Below are 21,131 nucleotides of genomic sequence, written 5' to 3'. Positions count from 1 at the left end.
GCGGGAGGCTTGGCGAGCTAGGCGAACTTCACCAGCATCAGGCTGAAGCCGCCGATGAACAGGAAGGCGCAGAAGGCGAGCGCCAGCGGGCGCAGGCCGCGCGACCGCAGCTGCGAAATGTCGGCCTGCAGACCCATGGCGGCCAGCCCCATGGTCAGCATGATGGTGGTGGCGAGCGCCATGGCCGACTTCACTTCGGCGGGCACGGTGACCAGGCTGTTCAACGCCACGACGGCGACGAAGGCGGCGACGAACCACGGCATGGGCGGCCGTGCCGCCGATTGGTCGCGGCTGCCGCGCCGTGCCATCAGGCCGAGTGCGATGACCATCGGCGCCAGCATGGCAACGCGCGTCAGCTTGGCCACGGTGGCGATCTCGCCGGACTGGGTGCCGTTCTGGAAGCCGGCGCCGATGACCTGCGCCACCTCATGGATGGAGGCGCCGGCCCACAGGCCGAAAGCGTGCTGGTCGAGGCCGAGCGCCGGCGCGAGCAGCGGGAAGCCGAGCATGGCGACGGTGCCGAACAGCGTGATCGAGGCGACGGCATAGGTGACGTCCTCGTCGCGCGCATCGGTGACGATGTTGGTGGCGACGATGGCCGAGGCGCCGCAGATCGAGGTGCCGGCGGCAATCAGCTGCGCCAGCTTGGCGTCGACGCCGATCAGCCGGCCGAGCGTGACGGTGAAGAGGAAGGTGGCGCCAAGCGTCGCCGCGACAATGCCGACACCGCCGGCGCCGATGGAGACGACCTGGCCGAGCGTCAGCTGGAAGCCGAGCAGGACGATGGCGAAGCGCAGCAGGCGCTTTTGCGAGAAGGCAATGCCGGCCTTGGCGTGCGCCGGCGTGCCGAGCACGTTGGAATAGACCATGCCGGCAACGACGGCCAGGATCATCGGGCTGAACAAAGCGAAGCCGGAGACATTGTGCGCCGAGAAGGCGACGGCCGTGATCATCGCCACCAGCACGATGCCGGGGATAATGCCGTTCCACACCGAATCGAGCCGCTTGCGGCCTGCGGCGAGGTCGGCGGAAATCATGCTTTTCGAAATATCGTTCGCGATGTGGGTGGCGGATGACAATGCAATTCTCCAGACATGTATGCCGGAGGAATGCCATTCCTCAAACGATCTTTCCAACGAATTGTTATGGTCAGAATGATCGATTTTTGCGAACGATCGGCAATCGCTGACCAACGTTGGCGCTGCCTCTCATCCGCCTGCCGGCCGTTCGTCTTTTGAAAAGCCAAGCAATTGGCTTTTCGTCCGCTGCGCGGATCAGTCCTCAACTCCCTGTGGAATGGGGAGAGGGGAGCTGGCCTCATCAAAGCTGTGCTTCGATGGCCGCCTTGTCGATCACCGACCAGACGTTCCTGATCCGATCGCTCAGAAATTCATAGAAAACGTTCTCGCTGAACGAGACCTTGCGGCCGTTGATGGGCAGGCCGAAGAAGGTTCCCTTTGGCGTGCAGTTGAACTGCAGGCGGCTGGCTATGAACGGTGGTTGGGCGATCAGCAGCTGGACATCGAAATAGAGATCAGGAATTTCCCGGAAATCCCGCTCCAGCATGGCGCGGTAACCCGACAGGCCGACGCGCTCACTGTTGTAGTGCACCTCGTCATGGACGAAGCGATGCAGCCGCGCCCAATCCTGATTGTTGAGGCAGTCGATATAGCCTCGATAGAGGTCGGTTTCTGTCACCGCGACGGCTCCGGGGTTTCTTCGATCGCGTTCCGGCAGGAAAATAGAACGACCGCGGGCGCAGTCCAGACGTTCTAGCCGCGATAGCGCAGCGCATCGACCAGCAGCGAGAAGGCAGGCGTCGCCTGGCGACGGCTGGGGTAGTAGAGATGGTAGCCAGGGAAGGGCGGGCACCAGTCTGCCAGCACCCGCACCAGCCGGCCGTCGGCCAGATGCGCGCGTACCTGATCCTCCGGCAGGTAGGCAAGGCCAAGGCCGGCCAGCACCGCATTCATGCGCAACCCCGCCGTGTTGAAGATCAGCTGGCCTTCGACGCGCACCTTCAGTTCGCGCCCGGCCTTTTCGAATTCCCAGGCATAGAGCCCGCCATAGGTCGGCAGGCGCAGGTTGATGCAGTTGTGGGTGGTGAGCTCCTGCGGCGTGCGCGGCCTCGGCTGCCGGGCGAAATAAGCAGGCGATCCAACCGCGGCCATGCGCATGTCGGGGCCGATGCGCACCGCGATCATGTCGTGCGCCACCTGTTCGCCAAGCCGCACGCCGGCGTCATAGCGCTCGGCGACGATGTCGGTCAGGCCGTAGTCGACGATGATCTCGACCTTGATGTCGGGATAGTCCGGCATAAGCCGCGCGATCGCCGGCCACAGCACCGCCTCGGCGGCATGCTCGCCGGCAGTGATGCGGATGGTGCCGGCGGGCTTTTCACGCAGGGCGCTGAGCGCGGCGAGCTCGGCCTCGATCTCGTCGAGCCTTGGCCCGACGGAGCGCACCAGGCGCTCGCCGGCCTCGGTGGGCGCCACGCTGCGCGTGGTGCGGGTCAGCAACCGCACGCCCAGCCGCTCCTCCAGCGCGCGCACCGTGTGGCTGAGCGCCGATTGTGAGACGCCGAGCTGTGCCGCCGCCCGCGTGAAGCTTTTTTCGCGCGCGACGGCGAGGAAAGCGGCCAGCTCGTTCAGATTGTCTCGCGGCATTGATGAGTTTTCCTCATAAGTACATGCCGGGTATAGCATCTAATCCAGGCCAATCGCAGGCGCTAAATAGACGCCATCACAATTGGCTGCCCGAACTCGGCGGCCTTGAAGGCCTGGGGCAGCGTGCTGCCTGGCGTCGAGAAGGAGAAACCATGGACATCAAGCGAAGCGGCTCGCAGCCTTCCGCAAATGGTCCAGCCGACTATTTCACCGGCACGGTGCGCATCGACGCACCGTTCAAGGGCAGCGAGCCGGCCCGCGTCGGCGGCGCCACCGTGACTTTCGAACCCGGCGCGCGCACCGCGTGGCACACCCATCCGCTCGGCCAGACGCTGATCGTCATGTCGGGCGCCGGCCTGGTCCAACGTGAGGGCGGCCCGATCGAGCCTATTCGCCCCGGCGACATCGTCTGGTTCGCGGCCGGCGAGAAGCACTGGCATGGCGCGGCACCGACAACAGCGATGACCCACATTGCCATCGCCGAGGCCCTCGAAGGCAAGGTCGTCGACTGGATGGAGCATGTTACCGACGAACAATACGGGGTCTGAGCAAGCATCAGCTTCGCTTGGACCGATGCCGCAACGAAGGAAACCACCATGACCGATAAACCAGTGCCGCACAGGAATCCGTTCTCCGATATCGCGCCCGCGCTCGGCAGATACACCGACGAGGTGCTGTTCGGAGATGTCTGGATACGGCCCGGCCTTTCGCCGCACGACCGCAGCCTCGTCACCGTCGCCAGCCTGATCTCGAACTACCGGATCAACGAAATGCCTTTCCACATGAAGCGGGCACTCGACAATGGCGTCACCCGCGACGAACTCATCGAAACCATCACGCATCTCGCCTTTTACGCCGGATGGCCGGTTGCAAGCACGGCGATCGGCGTCGCCCGCAAGGTTTTCGAACAGGCGGATGCCGAGAAAAAGGAATAGGAAATGCCTTGGTCGAAGGATGAACTCGAGAGGATCGCGGCAACCGACGATCTGCATATTTCGCCTTTGCGCGATGACGGCGTGACCCTGGGCACGCCGACCTGGATCTGGTCGGTCGTCGTCGACGGCGCGCTTTATGTGCGCGGCTACAACGGCCAGCAGTCGCGCTGGTATCAGGCCGCGATCAGGCAGAAGGCCGGACGCATCACGGCTGCCGGCCTGACCCGGGACGTTACCTTCGAAGCAGTCGAGGGAACCGTCAACGCCCGCATTGATGACGCCTACCGCGCGAAATACGCAGCCAGCCCTTATCTCGCACCGATGATCGCGGCGCGCGCCCGCGCCGCCACGGTGCGGATCACACCGAAGGAGAATTGAAGATGCAAAAGCGCACACTTGGAACAAGCGGCCTCGAAGTCTCGGCCATCGGGCTCGGCTGCATGGGGATCAGCCAGTCCTACGGGGCGCCGATGGAGACGCCGGATGCCGTTCGCCTGATCCGCTCCGCGTTCGAGCGCGGCATCACCTTCTTCGACACGGCGGAGGTCTATGGGCCGTTCAAGAACGAGGAGGTCGTCGGCGAGGCGCTGCAGCCGATCCGCGACCAGGTGGTGATCGCCACCAAATTCGGCATCGACATCGCCGGCACGGCCGGACATGAGGGCATGGACAGCCGGCCGCAGCATATTCGCGAGGTCGTCGAAGCCTCGCTCAAGCGGCTGAGGACAGATCGCATCGACCTGCTCTACCAGCACCGCGTCGATCCGGTCGTGCCGATCGAGGATGTGGCGGGCGCGGTGAAGGACTTGATCGGCCAAGGCAAGGTCAAGCATTTCGGCCTCTCCGAAGCCGGCGTGCGCACCATCCGCCGCGCCTATGCGGTGCAGCCGGTCGCCGCCCTGCAAAGCGAATATTCGCTGTGGTGGCGCGAACCCGAGGAGGCGATCCTGCCGGTGCTCGAAGAACTGGGCATCGGCTTCGTGCCCTTCAGCCCGCTGGGCAAGGGTTTCCTGACCGGCGCCATCAATGCCGATACCAGGTTCGACAGCAGCGACTTCCGCAACACCGTGCCGCGTTTCGCGGAAGAGGCGCGCAAGGCGAACCAGGCGCTGGTCGATGCGATCGTCGCCATCGCGGCGCAAAAGAAGGCGACCCCGGCGCAGGTCGCGCTCGCCTGGCTGCTGGCGCAAAAACCCTGGATCGTTCCGATCCCCGGCACGACGAAGCTCAACCGCCTCGAGGAGAACATCGGATCGGCCTCGGTCGCGCTGACGGCGCAGGATCTTGCCGACATCGAAAACGCGGTCTCGGCAATTGCCGTGCAGGGCGAGCGCTATTCGCCGCAACAGGCGGCCAGGATCGACCGCTGAAGCGTGCGCGCGCTCTGTGACCGTGTAGCCATCCGGCGGACTCCTTCAGGACGGTCGAGTTCGCCATGAGTTGGCCCGATGAGGCCGACATCAACGAGATCCTGTTCAGGCCGACGGCGCAAGAGCACTAAGTTCGAAAGTCTGGGCTAATCCCCAAGCCTTGACGCCCCGCGCCTCATGTTCCAGCTTGGCGTCATGTTCGCTCTCGCGCCCACAAACACCCAGCGACGCTGCCGCTCATTGCCGAGCGGCATGCTGAGCGCGCGACGACAAAGGCCGGCAGGATAGATCCGGTTCGTTCGTTTCCAGCCCCGCCGCGACATCGCCGGCGGGGTTTTGCATATCTGGAGCACTGTGATGACAAATTCTTCCATCCGGTTTCGGCCGGCCGAAACCGCTGACGCCGCGACCATCAGGGACATTGTGCGCGCGGCCTATGGCAAATGGGTGCCGGTGATCGGCCGCGAGCCGCTGCCGATGCGCGCCGATTACGGGAAGGCCGTTGCCGAGCATCCGTTCGAGCTTGCCGTCGACGGCGGCCGCATCGTCGGCATGATCGAAACCATGCTGGCCGACGATCATCTGTGGATCGAGAATGTCTGCGTCGCGCCGCCGGCGCAGGGCAGGGGGATCGGCCGGCTGCTGCTGGAGCGGGCCGAGCGGAAGGCGCTCGAAGCAGGCCGCCAGGAGCTGCGCCTGCTGACCAATGGCGCCTTCGAGGCCAATGTGTTGTTGTACAAAAAGCATGGCTATACGATCGAGCGGGAGGAGCCGTTCATGGGCGGCATGACGATCTATATGAGCAAGAAATTGACGCGATAGCGGACAAATCGGAGGCATGGATACGACGATGGCTGCCAAGGTCAAATTGAGGCAACTTCCCGGGCCGTACGCGATCTCGCGGCTCGCTGCGGGCGACGGCATTCCCGGCTGGGCGGACGGGCCGGGCTTCGTCAGCATCACCCGGACCGACGACGAGCTTTCGATCACGTGCCTGCAGGATCGCGTTCCTGGCACGGTCAAGCACGATGGCGACTGGGTCGCCTTCAAATTGCAGGGGCCTTTTGCTTTCGACGAAACCGGCATCGTGCTGTCGGTCATCCGGCCGCTGTCGGAAAACGAGCTGGGCATCTTCCTGGTGTCCACCTTCGACGGCGATCATCTGCTGGTGAAGGCCGGGGATCAGGATGCGGCGCGACGGCATCTGGTCGAGGCAGGTCACACTCTGCTGTAATCCATCCTTGGCCATTGAAAACGGCTGGGTTCTCTGGCCAACGCCTCTGGCTCAATCGCTGGCGCGCTGGCTCAACCATTTCGGGGGTTGTGTTTGACAGCGGCGTTTGTGCATCGTTATTTCTGATCGGATATGACGGCCGGAACGGCCTTGCGGCACCCCAAGGAGAAAACCATGTCACACAATCTGCAGTTCTATATCGACGGTGCGTGGGTCGATCCTGTCGTGCCCAACACGCTCGATGTCATCGATCCGTCGAACGAGGATGTTTTCGCGCGGATCTCGCTGGGTTCCAAGGCCGATGTAGACAAGGCGGTGGCCGCCGCCAGGCGCGCCTTCAATACGTTCGGCTTCACCTCGGTCGAAGAACGCCTCGACATGCTGAACCGCGTCATCGAGGTCTACAAGAAGCGCTCCAGGGACCTGGCGCTCGCCGTGTCGCGCGAAATGGGCGCGCCGCGCCAGATGGCGCTCGACAGCCAGGTTGGCGTCGGGCTGGCGCATCTGGAGAAGATGGCGGAGACGCTGAAGACCTTCCAGTTTCGTCACGTCAAGGGTTCCTCGCTCATCGTCAAGGAACCGATCGGCGTCGTCGGCCTGATCACGCCGTGGAACTGGCCGCTGAACCAGATCACCTGCAAGGTCGGCCCGGCACTTGCCGCCGGCTGCACCATGGTGCTGAAGCCGTCGGAAATCGCGCCGCTCGACGCCATCATCTTCGCCGAGATCATCGATGAGGCCGGCGTGCCGAAGGGCGTGTTCAATCTCGTCAATGGCGACGGCCCCGGCGTCGGCCAGGCGCTGTCCAGCCATCCCGACGTCGACATGATGTCGTTCACCGGCTCGACGCGGGCCGGCATATTGGTGGCCAAGGCCGCCGCCGACACGGTCAAGCGCGTGCACCAGGAACTGGGCGGCAAGTCGGCCAACATCCTGTTCCCGGATGTCGACCTCGCCCGCGCCGTCACCAAGGGTGTCGCCGGCTGCTTCGGCAATAGCGGCCAGTCCTGCAATGCGCCGACCCGCATGTTCGTGCCGCGCGAGCGCCATGACGAGGCCGCCGGTTATGCCAAGGCGGCGGCGGAAAAATTCGTGGTCGGCCCGGCCGACGGCGCCAACACCAAGCTTGGCCCGGTGGTCAGCCAGATGCAGTTCGACAAGATCCAGGACCTGATCCAGGCCGGCATCGACGAGGGGGCGACGCTGGTCGCCGGCGGCCCCGGCCGCCCGGCCGAACTCAACCGCGGCTACTATGTCAGGCCGACGGTGTTCGCCGACGTCACCCACGACATGCGCATCGCGCGCGAGGAAATCTTCGGGCCGGTGCTGGCGATCCTGCCCTACGACACGGTCGAACAGGCGGTCGAGCAGGCCAACGACACCGTCTACGGCCTTGCCTCCTACATCCAGGCCAAGGACATCCAGAAGGCCCGCGACGTGGCGGCACGCATGCGCTCCGGCAATGTCTACATCAACTACCCGGCCTGGGACGCCGGCCTGCCCTTCGGCGGCTACAAGCAATCAGGCAACGGCCGCGAATACGCCGAATACGGGCTCGAGGATTTCCTCGAGATCAAGGGCATCGCCGGGTATGAGGCGGCGGAGTAGGCAGGGCCTTAGCATCGACCTTCCAGGACTTGGGTTCCTCGCCCCCGCAAAGCGGGGGAGAGGTGGCCGCGAAGCGGTCGGAAAGGGGGCTGCGGCGCTGGAAGTTTCTGCTCAATCACCTAGGGCCGCGCCATCCCCCGCTCCGTCTCGGCTTCGCCGATCCACCTCTCCCCCACTTCGTGGGGGCGAGGAACCCAAGTCTGTTAAGGTCTCATCCTTGCCAATTGGCAAATACATGCTATATCTCTGCCAATAGCAGGGTGAGCAACATGCAGCTTCAGTCCATCGTCACGACGCCGGCCGCGGTCGGGTCAGCCATTTCGGAAGAAGAGGCCGGCGCGCTGGCGCGCACCACGGTCAATCTGTTCAAGGCGTGGAACCTCACTGACCTCGAGGCCTGCATCCTGCTCGGCGGCATGTCGGCGCGCACCTGGGCACGTTGGAAGACTGGGGCACGCTGGAAGGAAGGCGGCATCGGCAGGATCGACCGCGACCTGCGCACGCGCATGGCGCATCTGATGGGCATCCACAAGGGGCTGCGCTATCTCTTCACCGAACCGGCGCGCGGCTATGCCTGGATCCGCAAGCCCAATGCCACGTTCGGCGGCCAGTCGGCGCTCGACCTGATGCTGCGCGGCGAAATCTCCGATCTCGCCGCCATGCGCGAATGGCTCGATGCGGAGCGTGGTGCATGGTGAGTGGGCTCGCGGTCCGGCGCCGCGTCCACTGGCCCCAGACGTTTCGCATCATCCGCTCCATCCATCCGCCGATCGACCTGTTCGAGGACATTGCCGATCCGCGCGACTGGGAGGCGCTGGCCGCCGTCGAGGAGAAGACCAACCCGCGCATCCGGCTGGAGATCGGCGATCTCGGCAAGGTCGCGGCGGCAAGACGGGTGTCCGGTCCCGGCGCCAGCTTCGTCATGGCGCCCTTCGTGCATTGTTCGACGCTGCGGCCCGGCCGTTTCTCGGATGGCAGCTACGGCCTCTATTATGCCGGCGACAGCGAGGATGTGGCGCTGGCCGAAACCATCCACCACCATCAGAATTTCATGCGCGCCACCAATGAGGATCCGGGCTGGACGGCGGACTTTCGCGTGCTGATCGGCAGCGTCGACCGCGACCTCGATGACGTCAACGCCGTGCCCGGCGTGCTCGACCCCGACGACTACACCGCCTCGCAGGCGGAGGGGCGGGCGCTGCGGGCGCAAGGCAGCGATGGACTTGTCTGGAACAGCGTGCGCATGCCGGACGGCCAATGCATCGGCATCTTCTGGCCCGACGTCATTCCCGTGCCGGTGCAGGGCCGGCACTACTCCTACCACTGGGACGGCAGCCATGTGGATTTCGTGCGCCAGCACGATACGGGCAAGGTGCTGTCGGTCACCTGACGGGATGGCGGCGCATTCGCCGCGGAGACTGGCGCCCGGCGGCGCTATTTGCGGCTTCGTGCCGTGTCCAGAGACCAACTTGCTCCGATGGCCTTCGAAAATGGCATGGATTTCCTGCCATATCGGCTCTACTCGATCTATATATCGGGTGAGATCGATACGAGGTGAAGATGGACCGCGACATCATATTGAGGGCACTGGCGCATCCGTTTCGACGCGATGTGCTGGCGTGGCTGAAGGAGCCTGAACAGCACTTCGCCGCGCAGGCGCATCCGCTCGAGATGGGTGTCTGCGCCAGCCAGTTCGACCATCGCGGCCTGGCGCAGTCCAGCGTCTCGGCGCATCTGGCGACGCTGGCATCGGCCGACCTCGTGACAACGCGTCGGGTCGGCCAATGGGTGTTCTACAAGCGCAACGAAGAAACCATCGCCGCCTTTCAGGCCGCCTTGTCCGATCTCTGACGATCCTCCCCCCGAATGCATGAAAGGCATTTCTCATGACTACCCTGTTTGATCCCTTGCGGGCCGGCGACCTGACGCTGGCGAACCGCATCGTCATGGCGCCGCTGACGCGCAATCGCTCGCCCAATGCGGTGCCCGGCGACCTCTCGGTGACCTATTACAGCCAGCGCGCCACGGCTGGTCTTATCGTCACCGAAGCCACCGCCATCAGCCATCAGGGCCAGGGCTATGCCAACGTGCCCGGCCTCTATGGCGCGGACCAGCTGGCCGGCTGGAAGCGTGTCACCGACGCCGTCCATAGAGGCGGCGGCAAGATCGTAGTGCAGCTCTGGCATGTCGGGCGCATCTCGCACAACACATTGCAGCCCGGCAGCGGCAAGCCGGTGGCGCCGTCGGCGATCCGCGCAAACTCCAAGACGTTCCTGGTCAAGCCGGATGGCAGCGGCGAGTTCGCCGAGACCTCCGAGCCGCGCGCGCTCGATGCGGCCGAACTCCCCGGCATCGTCGATGATTTCCGCCGCGCCGCCAAGGCGGCGATCGAGGTGGCGGGTTTCGACGGCGTCGAGATCCATGGCGCCAACGGATATCTCATCGACCAGTTCCTGCGTTCGGGCACCAACCATCGCGGCGATGCGTATGGCGGGTCGATCGAGAACCGGACGCGCTTCCTGTTCGAGGTGGTCGACGCGGTCACGGGCGCAGTCGGCGCCGGCAGGACCGGGATCAGGCTGTCGCCGGTGACACCCGCCAACGACACTTCGGATGCCGATCCGCAGCCGCTGTTCAACCATGTGGTGGCGGGCCTGGGCAGCCGTGGCCTTGCCTATATCCACATCGTCGAAGGCGCGACCGGCGGCGCGCGCGACTTCAGCCAGGGCGACCAGCCGTTCGATTACGAAGAACTCAAGGCCGCCTATCACAAGGCCGGCGGCACCGGTGCCTGGCTGGTGAACAATGGCTACGACAAGGAACTGGCCGAAAAGGCCGTCGGGGACGGCTATGCCGACCTGGTCGCGTTCGGCAAGCTGTTCATCGCCAATCCCGACCTGGTCAGCCGGCTGAAGCGCAATGCCGAACTGAACGTCCCCGACAAGGCGACGTTCTACGGCGGCGACGCCAGGGGCTATACGGATTACCCGACGGCGGCCTGAGCCGCCCATCCCAGACGGTTTGCCCTTTCGCCCGCAGCGGAAGGGCAGCCGCTCGCCCGGTACGATGGCCCTAACGGCTTACAGATCGGTTGCACCGCAAAGCCGACGGTCGCCGCCCTCAATGCCTGAGAATCTTGCTCAGGAAGGCGCGGCTGCGGTCGGTCTTGGGGTGTGAGAAGAACTCGTCGGGCGTGCCGCTTTCGACGATGGCGCCAGCATCCATGAACACGACGCGCTGGGCGACCTTGCGGGCAAAGCCCATCTCGTGCGTCACCACCATCATGGTCATGCCTTCCTCGGCGACCGCCACCATGACGTCGAGCACTTCCGAAATCATTTCCGGGTCGAGGGCGGAAGTCGGTTCGTCGAACAGCATGATCTTGGGCCGCATGCCGAGGCAACGCGCGATCGCCACGCGCTGCTGCTGGCCGCCGGAGAGCTGTGCCGGATAGGCGTTGACCTTGTCGGCCAAGCCGACCTTGGCCAGCAGTTCGCGCCCGGCCTGTTCGGCCTCGGCGCGCGGGATCTTGCGGACATGGATGGGGGCCAGCGTGACGTTTTCGAGCGCGGTCTTGTGCGGGTAGAGGTTGAAGGACTGGAAGACGAAACCGATCTCGGTGCGCAGCTGCGTCATGTTGGTGGCGGGGTCGCCGACGCGTTGGCCGTCGACGATGAGGTGGCCGTCCTTGATTGTCTCCAGCCCGTTGATGCAGCGGATCAGCGTGCTCTTGCCCGAACCGCTCGGGCCGCAGACGACGACCACTTCGCGCGGCTCGACGCTGAGCGTGATATCCCTGAGCACGTTGAGCGCGCCGAACCATTTGTTGACGCCGCGAAAGTCGATCATGCCGGTCTTGGTCAGGCCTGGTTGGGTCATGCCCGCTTCGGTCATATTGCTTGGCCCTTTGGGGTTCGATGTCACAGCTGCACCTCGCCATGCGCCGCACCCATGCGGCGTTCTAGCCGGCGGGCCAGCATGATCAGCGGATAGCAGACGATGAAATAGCCGACGCCGACGAGGAAGAAGACCAGCAGACCGTTGGGCACACGCTGCACCACCAGCCAGCCGACGCGGGTGAGGTCGGTCAGGCCGATGGCCGAGACAACGGAAGAATCCTTGATCAAGAGCACATATTGCCCGACCAGCGGCGGCAGCACGATGCGCATCGCCTGCGGCAGCACCACCTGGCGCATGCGCTGCCAGCGCGACAGGCCGGACGCCAGCGCCGCCTCGACCTGACCTGATGGAACCGAGCGGATGCCTGCGGCGACGATCTCGCAGATGAAGCAGGCGGCGAGATTGGTCAGCGCGATGACGCCGGCGGTGAAGGCGTCGAGCTCGATACCGAACTCCGGCAGGATGAAGAAGATCAGGAAGATCTGCACCAGGAACGGCGTGCCGCGGATGAGGTCGACCCAGGCGCCGATGACGCTGGAGAGTAGCCGGCTGCCGCCGGTGCGCAAGATGCCGAGACCGAAGCCGAGCAAGGTGCCGAGCACCAGGCTGATCAGCGACAGCACCACGGTCATGCCGAGGCCGCGCAGGGCCAGCGGATAAGAGCCGGCGAGGCTGACGAATTGCTGCCACATCATGTCCGCGCCCCCGCCGTGCCGAGCCAGCGGCCGGAGAGACCGGCCAGTGCCTTCAGGCCGTAGTAGAGCAGCAAATAGAAGGCGGCGATGGTGAGAAAGCCTTCCGCCGGCATGAAACGATCGGAGGCGAGCAACTGCCCGGCACGCGTCAGCTCGGCGACCGAGATCAGCGACAGAAGCGCGGAATCCTTGACCAGCACGATCGCCTGGCCGAGCAGCGGCGGGATCGTCACCTTGAAGGCTTGCGGCAGGACGACCAGGCGCATGCGCTGCGTGTAGGTCATGCCGGAGGCGACGCTGGCCTCGACTTGGCCGCGCGGGATCGACAGGATGCCGGCGCGAATGATTTCAGCGATATAGGCGCCGCTGTTCAATGACAAAGCGAGGATGCCGACGACGAGTTCCGGCAGCACGAAGCCGAGCCGGGGCAGGCCGAAATAGAGGAAATAGAGCTGCGCCAGCAAGGGCGTGGCGCGCACCGCGTCGATATAGGCCTTGGCCGGCGCGCGAAACAACCAGCCGCGCTGCAAATTCATGGCGCACAGCGCGATGCCGACGAGGAGCGCGCCGACAAAGGAGATCGCCGACAGCCAGACAGTCGTGACCAGGCCCTGTCCGAACAGCGGCAGGTATTCGACGATGGTGCGGAAACTGAAATTTTCGAGCATGAGCGCGGCGGTGTGAGTAGGCAGTAGGCAGTAGGCAGTAGGCAGTAGAAAAGTGCGCCGAATGGCTACTCACTACTCACTACTGCCTACTCACTACTCACCCAATTTAGTGGTCTTTCTTCCAGGCGTCGGAATTGACCCAGTAGTCGAGGTTCTTCTGCAGGCGGCCGTCGATGGTGACCTGGTTGAGGAACAGGTTCATCCAGACCAGCAGGTCCGGCTCGTCATAGCGGGTGGCGAAGGCAAGCGGCTCCTTCGACAAGAGGTCCGGCATGATGGTGAAGGTGCCGGCCGGGTAGGCGGTCGACTGGCCCTTGACCGCCGAGACGTCGTTGACGCCGCAATCGGCCTGACCGTTGTTGACCGCGTCGAGCAGCAGCGGACCACCGCCCTTGTAGCTCTTGATGTCGGCATCGGGGAAGGCGGCCTTGGCTTCCTTCTCGCCGGTGGCGCCGAGCAGCACGGCGATCTTGGTGCCCTTGGCTTTGCAGTCCTCGGTGGTCTTGAATTTGCTGTCGGCCTTGGTGAAGACGGTGCTGCCCGTGTACATGTAAGGCGTGGTGAAGGCGACCTTCATGCCGCGCGCCAGCGTCGGCGTCATGTCGGCGACCAGGAGATCGGCCTTGCCGGACAAGAGCGCCGGGATCAGGCCGTCCCAGTCGAAGTCGAGGAAGGTGATCTTCACACCCATTTCCTTGGCCATCAGTTCGGCGAGTTCGACCGAACTGCCGGTGCGTTCGCCATTGGCGCCGACCAGCGAGAAGGGCGGTCCTTGCGTCTGCACGGCGACGCGCAATTCGCCGCGCTTGGTGATCTCGTCCAGCGTTCCGGCGCTGGCGGCAGCGGTCAGGCCCGCGAGCGCAAGTCCGGCGATGAAAAGTCTTCCGGCGATGAAAAGTCTGGCAATCTTCATCCTGGCATTCCTCCCTGTTGTTGTTTGCCCGCGGATTTCCCTTGGGCTCTTTTTTGAGCGGCGACGCCGTTTGCCGGCGGGCCGTTCGAAAATCCTCAGTCCCAGGCCACCGTCTCGGCAACCTTGATGCCGCGGTTGGCCAATTCGTCGAAGAAGGCTTCGTCGGGCACGTCGAGCAGCGGGTTCAAAAGGCCTGGCGTGGTGATCTCGCGCCGCGCCAGCATCTGCGCCACGATGCTGGCGGGGTAGCCGACGCCGAGGCTCATGCCGAACAGGCCCGACGCCAGGTCGCGCTCGATGATCAAATCGGATGTCACGGTCTTGGCGCGGCCACCTTGGAGGCCGGAAAAGACATTGCGCATCACGCAAAGGTCCTTCTCGCGGGGGCCATATTGCAGTTGCGGGCCGAGCAGCCGGCCGAGGAATTCGCGCGGGCTGCTGGAGGTGCCGGGCACCTTGTCCTCGGAGAGGAAGCCGAGTTCCTTCAGCGGCGCCCAGAAGGCCGACCATCCCGGCCAGCGCAACGTGTAGCGGCCGGAGCGGCGCAGCCCTTTGGCCGCGGGAAGCATCTCGACATAATGCAGCGCATCGCCATTGGGGAAGGCTTCCAGCCGGCCGAGGCCGGCGACCTCGATCTCGTGGATGAAAGCACTGTCGTGCTGGCGGGCTGCGGGCACGGCGACGCGCTTGCCGTCCTCGATCATCACGCTGTCGCGGTTCTGGCTGACCAGGACCATGTCGAAGTTCCAGCTCACCTTGTAGCAAAGCGGCTTGGCCATCGCCTTCGGCTCGGGAATGCCGCCGCAATAGGAATCGATTGATGCGATCGCGTCGAACTGTTTTGCGGCGCGGGCGTAAAGCACGAGGTCGATGCCGGGATCGAGCCCGCATTCGGTCATGATCGATACACCGGCCCGTTCGGCTTCCGGCGCCAGGTCGGCGATGGTCTTGGCATAATTGGTGGTGACCAGGGGCGTGCGGGTCGCGATGGCGGCTTGCACCGCCTCGCGCATCAGCGGCTGCGGCAGCAAATCGATGACGCCGTCGGCGTCCGCCAGCACATCGGCAAGCGCCGGTCCGATTGCACCCTTGGGCATGACGAAACGCACGCGGGAAAGGTCGGTCAGATCAGCCAGCCGGGCCGCGCCATCCGGCGCGGTATCGACGCAGATCACCTCCTCGACACCACTGGCGACGAGATCGGCGATGGCCGCGCGGCCTTGCAGGCCGAGGCCGCCGAGAACCGCTATCCTCATGCCGGCTCCTTGCGGTCGTCCGACCAGCAGCCTTCGGGCAGGCTGACCCATTTGTTGCAGGACGCCATGACGACGAAGGTTTCGCTGCGCACGACCTCGCCCGGCTCGCCGGCGCCCGGGATCAGTTCGCTGGTGACGCGATAGAGATCGGCGACGTCACCGGCCACCGTCACGTCGACGATGATGTCGAAGCGTCCGGTGACCACCGAAGCCGAGTTGACGAATGGCAGTTCGGAAATGCGCTGCGCCAGTTCGCGGGCCCGGCCGCGCCCCTGGGCATTGATGCCGACAATAGCCGAGATCAGTTCCGGCCGCTCGGTGAGGTTCAGCAGGCCGACGATCTTGAGCAAATTGCGGTCGAGCAAATTGCGCAGCCGCGACCGCACCGTCGGCACCGAAATCGCCAAGATCTCGGCAAGGCGGTTGATGCCCGGCTGGGCGTCCTGCGACAGCTGTTTGACCAGCCGCCGATCGGTCAGATCGAGATGTTCCCGCAAAGTGCCCGTCTTTCACAAATGAGATAAATAGATGCGCTTTTCTTTCTTATGTGAAAAGACCCTAGGGGAAATTTCTAATAACAGCAAGGCCCGTATCATTTATGGGCTATGATCATCTCCTGCCCATGCGGGGAGGCGGGATCAAGCGCCGCGGCCAGAAGCGTTGCCTGCGGCGTCAGTTCGTCGAAGCTGCGGGCGCACAAATTGAGCTGGCGGGTCGCCCAGTCGTCGGTCAGCCGCAGGCTGCGCAGCGTGCGAGCCGAATGTCGGGCGGTGCTTTCCGGCACGATGGCGATGCCGGCACCTTGCGCGACCAGCCGGCAGACATTGTCGAGCCCGGGCACGCGGATGCGGATATGCAGATGGCCGCCCAGCCGGGCGGCCTGGCGGGTGACGTGCTCCTGCAGGGCGTGGCCGAGGCCGAGGCCAACGAAGGATTCGCCCAGCATGTCGGCGAGGCTGGCGCTGTGCAGGCCGGCGAGCCCCGGCCAGTTCCGCGCGGCGATCACCACCAGCCGGTCGATGAAGAACGGTTTCTGTTCGAGATGCGCAAGGCCGGCCCAGGTCGCGGCGATGCCGAGATCGGCCGCACCGCTCGCCACCGCCTCGGCGATCTCGTGGCTGGGGCGCTCCTCCAAATCGATGTCGATGCCGGGATGGGCCGCCAGGAAGGCCGGCAAGGTGTCGCGTAAAAGTTCGGCCGTGGCGGCGGTGTTGGCCATCAGCCGCACGCGGGCGCGCAGGCCGCCGGCATAGGCGCCGAGGTCGCCGGTCATCGCCTCGATCTGGTTCTGCACGGCCCGCGCATGGTGCAGCAGCGCCTGGCCGGCGGCAGTCGGCACCACGCCGCGGCGGCGGCGCTCCAGAAGCGGCGCGCCGAGCCGCTCCTCCATGCCCTTGATGCGGGCGCTCGCCGAGGCCAGCGCCAGCCCGGCAAGCTCGGCGCCGTGGGTGATGCTGCCGCGCTCGGCCACCAGCAGGAACAGCCGGAGATCGGTGAGATCGAAGCGCATCTTTTTGCTCCTGCGAGGTACGCGGCGTTGGCTTCAGCCTTCGGCCTGGACGAAGGCTGGCAGCGCAACTTCCACATTGTGCGCGGGCCGGATGTCGGTCAAATCTTTTGCGATGGAGGTTTGCGATGGGCGAAAAAGCGACAGGCCGGCTTGGTATTCTTGAAGGCATGGCGATGGCGCTTGCGATCGCCGTGGCCTCGCTTGCCATGGCGCAGGCGCAGCCTGGCCTGCGCGGATGCGCGACGGCGGTTCCCGCCCGCCATGATGCCGTGCCGGCAAAACCGGATGCCGATGCGGCTGACATGCTGCTGCATGATTGATCCCGTGGGCATGCTGAGCGCCGGCATCATCGCCTGGATCGGCGCCGTTTTCCTCGCCGCCGGTTTCGTCAAGGGGGTCGTCGGCATGGGCCTGCCGACCGTGGCGATGGGCCTGCTGGCGGTGACGATGCCGCCGGCCGAGGCCGCCGCTTTGCTGTTGATCCCGTCGCTGGTCACCAATCTCTGGCAGCTGTTCACCGGCCCCGCCTTCGGCGGCCTGTGCAGGCGGCTGTGGACGATGATGGCCGGCATCATGCTGGGCACCGTCGCCGGGGCAGGGGTGCTCACCGGCGCGCATGCGGGCGCGGCCTCGGCCGGGCTCGGCGCGGCGTTGGTGCTTTACGCCATTCTCGGCCTCCTCAGGCTTGGCTTCACCACGCCGGTGCGCCACGAGGCCTTGATGTCCCCGCTGGTCGGCGTGGCGACCGGGCTGGTCACCGGCGCCACCGGCGTCTTCGTCATTCCGGCGGTGCCCTATCTGCAGTTGCTGCGGCTGGAAAAGGAAGATCTCATCCAGGCGCTCGGCCTGTCCTTCACCGTCTCGACGGCGGCGCTTGCCCTCGGTCTGTTCAGGACAGGGGCTTTCGCGTCGCCGACAGCGCAACTGACGGGGTCGATCCTGGCGCTGCTGCCGGCGCTGGGCGGCATGTTCATCGGCCAGGCGCTGCGCCAGAAGATGAGCGTCGAGACTTTTCGAAAGGTGTTCTTTGTCGGGCTGCTGGCGCTGGGGGTGTATCTCGCGCTGGAGGCGCTGATGTGAGGTGGACTCACTCGGCAATCGACCTGATAACCCGCGCCGGGTTGCCGCCGACGAGCGTGTTCGCGGGAACGTCCCTGGTCACCACCGAGCCCGCCGCGACGACGGAATTTTCGCCGATGGTCACGCCGCCGATGACCGTCGCGCCGGCGGCGATCCAGACATTGCGCTCGATGACGATCGGCCTTGCTGTCGTGAAGGCACGGCGCCGCGACGGTTCGAGCGGATGGCCTGACGTGATGAGGCTGACATTCGGCCCGATCAGCACATCGTCGGCAATGTCGAGCCCGCCAAGATCATAAAACGTGCAGTTCTGATTGATGAAGACATTGCGGCCAACGCGGGTGTCGGCCCCGCCGGTCGCGTAGAAGGGCGGGATCAGCAGGAAGCTGTCGTCGACCTTCCTGCCGATCAGTTCGCTGAACAGGGCGCGGACCTCGTCCGCGTCGTTGAACGTCAACCGGTTGAGACGGGCGGTGATCGCCATCGCCCGTTTGACGTCCGCCAGCATGGCCGCCGATTGCGGCGTTCTCCCGGGGATTACCCTGGTGTGATCCTCATGCGCCATTCGTTGTTTCCCTCCGGCACGGCTAAACGAATAGCTGACGCATGCCGGATTCTGCCTCTAAGGGCCAGGCTTAGCGAACCACCAGCACCGCCGCAGGCGTTCAGAACGCAGCTATCGCCTTGGCGATAACGGCGAAAGGCAGGATCAGGGACAACGGCGCGTCGTCGAGACGGACCGCACCGTAACCCTCATACCAGCGTGCCGCCTGATCCCCTTTGGCATCGATCAGCAAGGCAACGCCGCCGACTTCCTCCGCGACTGCCATACAGCGCTTTCCGGCAGCGAGCAGCAAACCGCCGCCGAGGCCGCGGCCTTGTATCGAACGATCCACTGCGAGCCGACCTAGACGGTAGACCGGCACCTCATAGCGGCCAAGGCCGCGTCTGGCGATGGCCGGCGTCCGGACAAAGTCGATCGAAGCCGGGCTGAGAGAATAGAACCCTAGGATGCGCGAAGGATCTTGCGCCGTCACGGCAACGAAAGTTTTCGCGCCACCGCTTTCATGGTTTTGACGGGCGAAGCGCTGCAAATAGGTGTCGAGGTCCGTGTCGCCGCAGTCGAAGGCGGCACGGTCATGCTGTTTTCCGATCGGCGTTTCCTGCCAGGTAGTGGAGTTCACGCGAGGGTCTGACCGGCCTTGGCGGCGCGGATAAGACGGTTGGTCGGGGAGGGTGGGTTCTCAAGCAGGTCGAGGATACGCAGACTGTCCCGTCCTGATAGCGCAAGATGTTCCGCGCGCTCGATCGTGGCTTGGGCGTCACGCAGTGCCGAACGCGTGACGAACTCGGTCAGGCCGACATTCGACAAGGCCGCCGCACGAGCGATCACAGCTTTCGCTTCGGGCGCAATCCGAAAATCGATTCGACCGTTGTCACTGACGTTGCGCGGCATAGGTATCCCCTTTGCTCATGATAATACGGTACGGATTGAATCCGTACAATATAAATCCTGCCGCGTTGATCTCAAGGGCATGAGCGCCGGCCGATCTATTACCGAACGACCAGAACCGGAATCGCGGTGTAGGACAGCACTTCCGCAGTCTGGCTGCCCAGAAGCAGCTTGCCCAGGCCGCGGCGGCCATGCGAGGCCATCACGATCAGGTCGCAGCCCTGCGCCTGCGACAGTTCCAGGATCGCCTCGGCGGGCCGTTTGTCCTCGACATGCACAAGCTTGGCGGACACGCCCGCTGCATCGGCCGAGGCCTTGCACTTGGCCAGAACCTCCTTGCCATATTTACGCGCCTCTTCCTGGTAGACGACCAGTTCGTCGCCCGCCGCGTAGCCGGCCATCGCGCCGCCCCAGGCCAAGATGGGGAACGGTTCCGAGACGGTGACGAAGGTGACGGCGGCGCCGATGCCTTTTGCCAATGTGAGGCCATGGGCAACGCCCTTGTCGGCCAGTTCCGACCCGTCGGTGGCGATGAGCAGATGTTTGTACATGATGATCTGACCTGTTGTGCAAGGGTTGGCGCCCTTGGGGGCGGGAGCCTTGGTGGCTCCCTGCTGATATAGTTGCGCCGCCGGGCTGCTCACAGGGCCAGCGTCATGTGGATCAGGGCCAGACGAGGGGCGTGCCGCGGCGATCTTCCGGTATCCCTGTTGGCTTTGGCTCGGTTGCGCCCCGACCGCCTGGCGCGATGGTCGCCGGGTCTTTCGCTCCCTTGCGCCGACCGCTACAGCTTTGGCCCGACATCAACGAAGGGCCGAGCGTATGAGCAGCGCGTATCCGCAAATCCATCTGGTCCGGCACGGCGAGACGGCGTGGAGCCTTTCGGGGCAGCATACCGGCCGCACCGACATGCCGCTGACGGTGGCGGGCGAGGCCGCCGCGCGGGGCGTGGCGCAGCGGCTCGCGGGCCTGTCGTTCTCGGCGGTGTGGTCGAGCCCCTCGCAGCGCGCCTACAACACCAGCGTGCTGGCCGGCTTCGGCGGTCAGAGCGTCAGAAACGATGATCTGCAGGAGTGGGACTACGGCGCCTATGAGGGGCGCACCACCAAGGACATCCTGACCGAGCGGCCGGGCTGGAACGTGTTTCGCGACGGTTGCCCGCAAGGCGAGACGGCCGCCGATGTCGGCGCCCGTGCCGACAGGATCATCAGACAGCTTCGCGAAGCTGGCGGCTCGATCCTGATCTTTTCCAGCGCGCATTTCCTGCGCGTGCTCGCCGCCCGCTGGCTCGGCCTGCCGCCGGAAGGCGGCGCGCTGTTCGTGCTCGATACGGCAAGCATCAGCGTGCTCGGCTACGAGCATGATCTCGGCGAGCCGGTCGTGCGCAAATGGAACCTGAAGTAGCGGGCATCGCTGCGGCCCACTTGCGGGAACGCGCATCGCTTCGTCATCCACGGGCGAAGCAAGGAGCGAAGCGACGCGGCGCAGATCCGAGGATCCATGCCGCGACTTCTAGGCGCCGCTACGGTGCAGAATACTGCTCCGCTGCACTCTACGTCGAAGGTCCCGGCATGGATCCTAGGGTCTCCGCGACGGAGCTGCGCTCCTGCTTCGCCCTAGGATTGTTTGAGAAGGATCAGGTAGTCTGGCGGCCGGGACTGCGGCCCATCACAGCCGGCAGTCCCGGCGGCAGGCGACCGTCCCTGGGATCGGGCGAGCACCCGACGTCATCATGGTCCCTGCCGTCTTTGTCCGCCATCGCTTGGAGAGTTGATTGGCCGCTGGCTCGCGCCACGCCCGCAAACAATCCGAAGCCCTTTAAGGATACCACCAGCATGGCCTT

The 21,131-nt window shown here is 64.9% G+C and carries 29 protein-coding genes and 1 pseudogene; 15 read left to right on the top strand and 15 right to left on the bottom strand.

Annotated features, from left to right (window positions below; genetic code table 11):
• Positions 1-17: 17 nt before the first annotated feature.
• The 3 genes from CK227_RS26400 to CK227_RS26390 form a co-directional block, all read right to left on the bottom strand.
• Positions 18-1,079: a YeiH family protein gene (locus CK227_RS26400; protein ID WP_095774906.1), complete on the bottom strand. Its 1,062-nt coding sequence runs from the start codon at positions 1,077-1,079 to the stop codon at positions 18-20.
• A 241-nt stretch (positions 1,080-1,320) separates the two neighbouring features.
• Positions 1,321-1,698, bottom strand: a complete 378-nt coding sequence (locus tag CK227_RS26395; protein WP_095790457.1) for an ester cyclase — start codon at positions 1,696-1,698, stop codon at positions 1,321-1,323.
• Positions 1,699-1,772: 74 nt separating this feature from the next.
• On the bottom strand, positions 1,773-2,666 hold the full coding sequence (locus CK227_RS26390) for a LysR family transcriptional regulator (RefSeq protein ID WP_095774905.1): 894 nt from the start codon (positions 2,664-2,666) through the stop codon (positions 1,773-1,775).
• Between the two features lie 152 nt (positions 2,667-2,818).
• Between CK227_RS26390 and CK227_RS26385 the strand changes: the two genes are divergently transcribed.
• From CK227_RS26385 to CK227_RS26330, 12 genes and pseudogenes are all read left to right on the top strand, one after another.
• Positions 2,819-3,214, top strand: a complete 396-nt coding sequence (locus tag CK227_RS26385) for a cupin domain-containing protein (RefSeq protein ID WP_095774904.1) — start codon at positions 2,819-2,821, stop codon at positions 3,212-3,214.
• 48 nt (positions 3,215-3,262) lie between these two features.
• Complete coding sequence (locus CK227_RS26380) at positions 3,263-3,601, top strand: carboxymuconolactone decarboxylase family protein (RefSeq protein ID WP_095774903.1); 339 nt, start codon at positions 3,263-3,265, stop codon at positions 3,599-3,601.
• A gap of 3 nt (positions 3,602-3,604) precedes the next feature.
• Positions 3,605-3,979: a DUF2255 family protein gene (locus CK227_RS26375; RefSeq protein ID WP_095774902.1), complete on the top strand. Its 375-nt coding sequence runs from the start codon at positions 3,605-3,607 to the stop codon at positions 3,977-3,979.
• A gap of 2 nt (positions 3,980-3,981) precedes the next feature.
• Positions 3,982-4,971 (top strand): aldo/keto reductase, encoded by a 990-nt coding sequence (locus tag CK227_RS26370; protein ID WP_095774901.1) that lies wholly within the window; start codon positions 3,982-3,984, stop codon positions 4,969-4,971.
• 35 nt (positions 4,972-5,006) lie between these two features.
• Positions 5,007-5,102 (top strand): annotated as a pseudogene (locus tag CK227_RS37455) (oxidoreductase); the annotation flags it as partial.
• A 223-nt stretch (positions 5,103-5,325) separates the two neighbouring features.
• Positions 5,326-5,793, top strand: a complete 468-nt coding sequence (locus CK227_RS26360; protein ID WP_095774900.1) for a GNAT family N-acetyltransferase — start codon at positions 5,326-5,328, stop codon at positions 5,791-5,793.
• 28 nt (positions 5,794-5,821) lie between these two features.
• Positions 5,822-6,205, top strand: a complete 384-nt coding sequence (locus CK227_RS26355) for an ACT domain-containing protein (RefSeq protein WP_095775042.1) — start codon at positions 5,822-5,824, stop codon at positions 6,203-6,205.
• A 174-nt stretch (positions 6,206-6,379) separates the two neighbouring features.
• Complete coding sequence (locus CK227_RS26350) at positions 6,380-7,813, top strand: aldehyde dehydrogenase family protein (protein ID WP_095775041.1); 1,434 nt, start codon at positions 6,380-6,382, stop codon at positions 7,811-7,813.
• Between the two features lie 269 nt (positions 7,814-8,082).
• Positions 8,083-8,511, top strand: coding sequence for an MbcA/ParS/Xre antitoxin family protein (locus CK227_RS26345; protein ID WP_095775040.1), 429 nt, complete (start codon positions 8,083-8,085; stop codon positions 8,509-8,511).
• A complete protein-coding gene (locus CK227_RS26340) occupies positions 8,505-9,203 on the top strand; it encodes an RES family NAD+ phosphorylase (protein WP_095774899.1) in 699 nt (232 codons plus the stop codon). The genes CK227_RS26345 and CK227_RS26340 overlap by 7 nt, the downstream gene beginning before the upstream one ends.
• Before the next feature lie 170 nt (positions 9,204-9,373).
• A complete protein-coding gene (locus CK227_RS26335) occupies positions 9,374-9,664 on the top strand; it encodes a helix-turn-helix domain-containing protein (RefSeq protein WP_179296526.1) in 291 nt (96 codons plus the stop codon).
• A gap of 35 nt (positions 9,665-9,699) precedes the next feature.
• Positions 9,700-10,815, top strand: coding sequence for an alkene reductase (locus tag CK227_RS26330; RefSeq protein WP_095774897.1), 1,116 nt, complete (start codon positions 9,700-9,702; stop codon positions 10,813-10,815).
• A 118-nt stretch (positions 10,816-10,933) separates the two neighbouring features.
• Here the strand turns inward: CK227_RS26330 and CK227_RS26325 are convergent, their stop codons facing one another.
• The 7 genes from CK227_RS26325 to CK227_RS26295 form a co-directional block, all read right to left on the bottom strand.
• Positions 10,934-11,692 (bottom strand): amino acid ABC transporter ATP-binding protein, encoded by a 759-nt coding sequence (locus tag CK227_RS26325; RefSeq protein WP_095775039.1) that lies wholly within the window; start codon positions 11,690-11,692, stop codon positions 10,934-10,936.
• 41 nt (positions 11,693-11,733) lie between these two features.
• The gene (locus tag CK227_RS26320; protein WP_095774896.1) at positions 11,734-12,408 is read right to left on the bottom strand and encodes an amino acid ABC transporter permease; all 675 of its coding nucleotides are present in this window, start codon (positions 12,406-12,408) and stop codon (positions 11,734-11,736) included.
• A complete protein-coding gene (locus tag CK227_RS26315) occupies positions 12,405-13,076 on the bottom strand; it encodes an amino acid ABC transporter permease (protein ID WP_095774895.1) in 672 nt (223 codons plus the stop codon). The genes CK227_RS26320 and CK227_RS26315 overlap by 4 nt, the downstream gene beginning before the upstream one ends.
• A gap of 106 nt (positions 13,077-13,182) precedes the next feature.
• The gene (locus CK227_RS26310) at positions 13,183-13,989 is read right to left on the bottom strand and encodes an ABC transporter substrate-binding protein (protein ID WP_095774894.1); all 807 of its coding nucleotides are present in this window, start codon (positions 13,987-13,989) and stop codon (positions 13,183-13,185) included.
• Positions 13,990-14,084: 95 nt separating this feature from the next.
• Entirely contained in the window at positions 14,085-15,245 is a 1,161-nt protein-coding gene (locus CK227_RS26305) for a saccharopine dehydrogenase family protein (RefSeq protein WP_095774893.1), read from the bottom strand.
• A complete protein-coding gene (locus CK227_RS26300; RefSeq protein WP_010910740.1) occupies positions 15,242-15,742 on the bottom strand; it encodes an Lrp/AsnC family transcriptional regulator in 501 nt (166 codons plus the stop codon). Before CK227_RS26300 ends, CK227_RS26305 begins: the two co-directional genes overlap by 4 nt.
• A gap of 95 nt (positions 15,743-15,837) precedes the next feature.
• Positions 15,838-16,755 (bottom strand): LysR substrate-binding domain-containing protein, encoded by a 918-nt coding sequence (locus tag CK227_RS26295; protein ID WP_095774892.1) that lies wholly within the window; start codon positions 16,753-16,755, stop codon positions 15,838-15,840.
• A gap of 125 nt (positions 16,756-16,880) precedes the next feature.
• Here CK227_RS26295 and CK227_RS26290 point away from each other — a divergent pair, with 125 nt between their 5' ends.
• Together CK227_RS26290 and CK227_RS26285 are read left to right on the top strand one after the other, a co-directional pair.
• On the top strand, positions 16,881-17,075 hold the full coding sequence (locus CK227_RS26290) for a hypothetical protein (RefSeq protein WP_095774891.1): 195 nt from the start codon (positions 16,881-16,883) through the stop codon (positions 17,073-17,075).
• Positions 17,076-17,085: 10 nt separating this feature from the next.
• Positions 17,086-17,835, top strand: coding sequence for a sulfite exporter TauE/SafE family protein (locus tag CK227_RS26285; RefSeq protein WP_095774890.1), 750 nt, complete (start codon positions 17,086-17,088; stop codon positions 17,833-17,835).
• A gap of 7 nt (positions 17,836-17,842) precedes the next feature.
• Here CK227_RS26285 and CK227_RS26280 read toward each other — a convergent pair whose 3' ends face one another.
• The 4 genes from CK227_RS26280 to CK227_RS26265 form a co-directional block, all read right to left on the bottom strand.
• The gene (locus CK227_RS26280; protein ID WP_095774889.1) at positions 17,843-18,400 is read right to left on the bottom strand and encodes a sugar O-acetyltransferase; all 558 of its coding nucleotides are present in this window, start codon (positions 18,398-18,400) and stop codon (positions 17,843-17,845) included.
• 100 nt (positions 18,401-18,500) lie between these two features.
• On the bottom strand, positions 18,501-19,019 hold the full coding sequence (locus CK227_RS26275; protein ID WP_095774888.1) for a GNAT family N-acetyltransferase: 519 nt from the start codon (positions 19,017-19,019) through the stop codon (positions 18,501-18,503).
• Entirely contained in the window at positions 19,016-19,291 is a 276-nt protein-coding gene (locus CK227_RS26270; RefSeq protein WP_095774887.1) for a DUF1778 domain-containing protein, read from the bottom strand. The genes CK227_RS26275 and CK227_RS26270 overlap by 4 nt, the downstream gene beginning before the upstream one ends.
• A gap of 98 nt (positions 19,292-19,389) precedes the next feature.
• Positions 19,390-19,839 (bottom strand): universal stress protein, encoded by a 450-nt coding sequence (locus tag CK227_RS26265; RefSeq protein WP_095774886.1) that lies wholly within the window; start codon positions 19,837-19,839, stop codon positions 19,390-19,392.
• Between the two features lie 271 nt (positions 19,840-20,110).
• Between CK227_RS26265 and CK227_RS26260 the strand changes: the two genes are divergently transcribed.
• Entirely contained in the window at positions 20,111-20,692 is a 582-nt protein-coding gene (locus CK227_RS26260; RefSeq protein WP_095774885.1) for a histidine phosphatase family protein, read from the top strand.
• A gap of 232 nt (positions 20,693-20,924) precedes the next feature.
• Here CK227_RS26260 and CK227_RS37050 read toward each other — a convergent pair.
• A partial coding sequence (locus CK227_RS37050) for a hypothetical protein (RefSeq protein ID WP_210421438.1) occupies positions 20,925-21,131 on the bottom strand: 207 nt, incomplete at its 5' end.

It is taken from the genome of Mesorhizobium sp. WSM4308 (assembly GCF_002294905.1).
Classification (GTDB): Bacteria; Pseudomonadota; Alphaproteobacteria; order Rhizobiales; family Rhizobiaceae; genus Mesorhizobium.
This window is presented reverse-complemented; position numbering and strand designations above follow the sequence as displayed.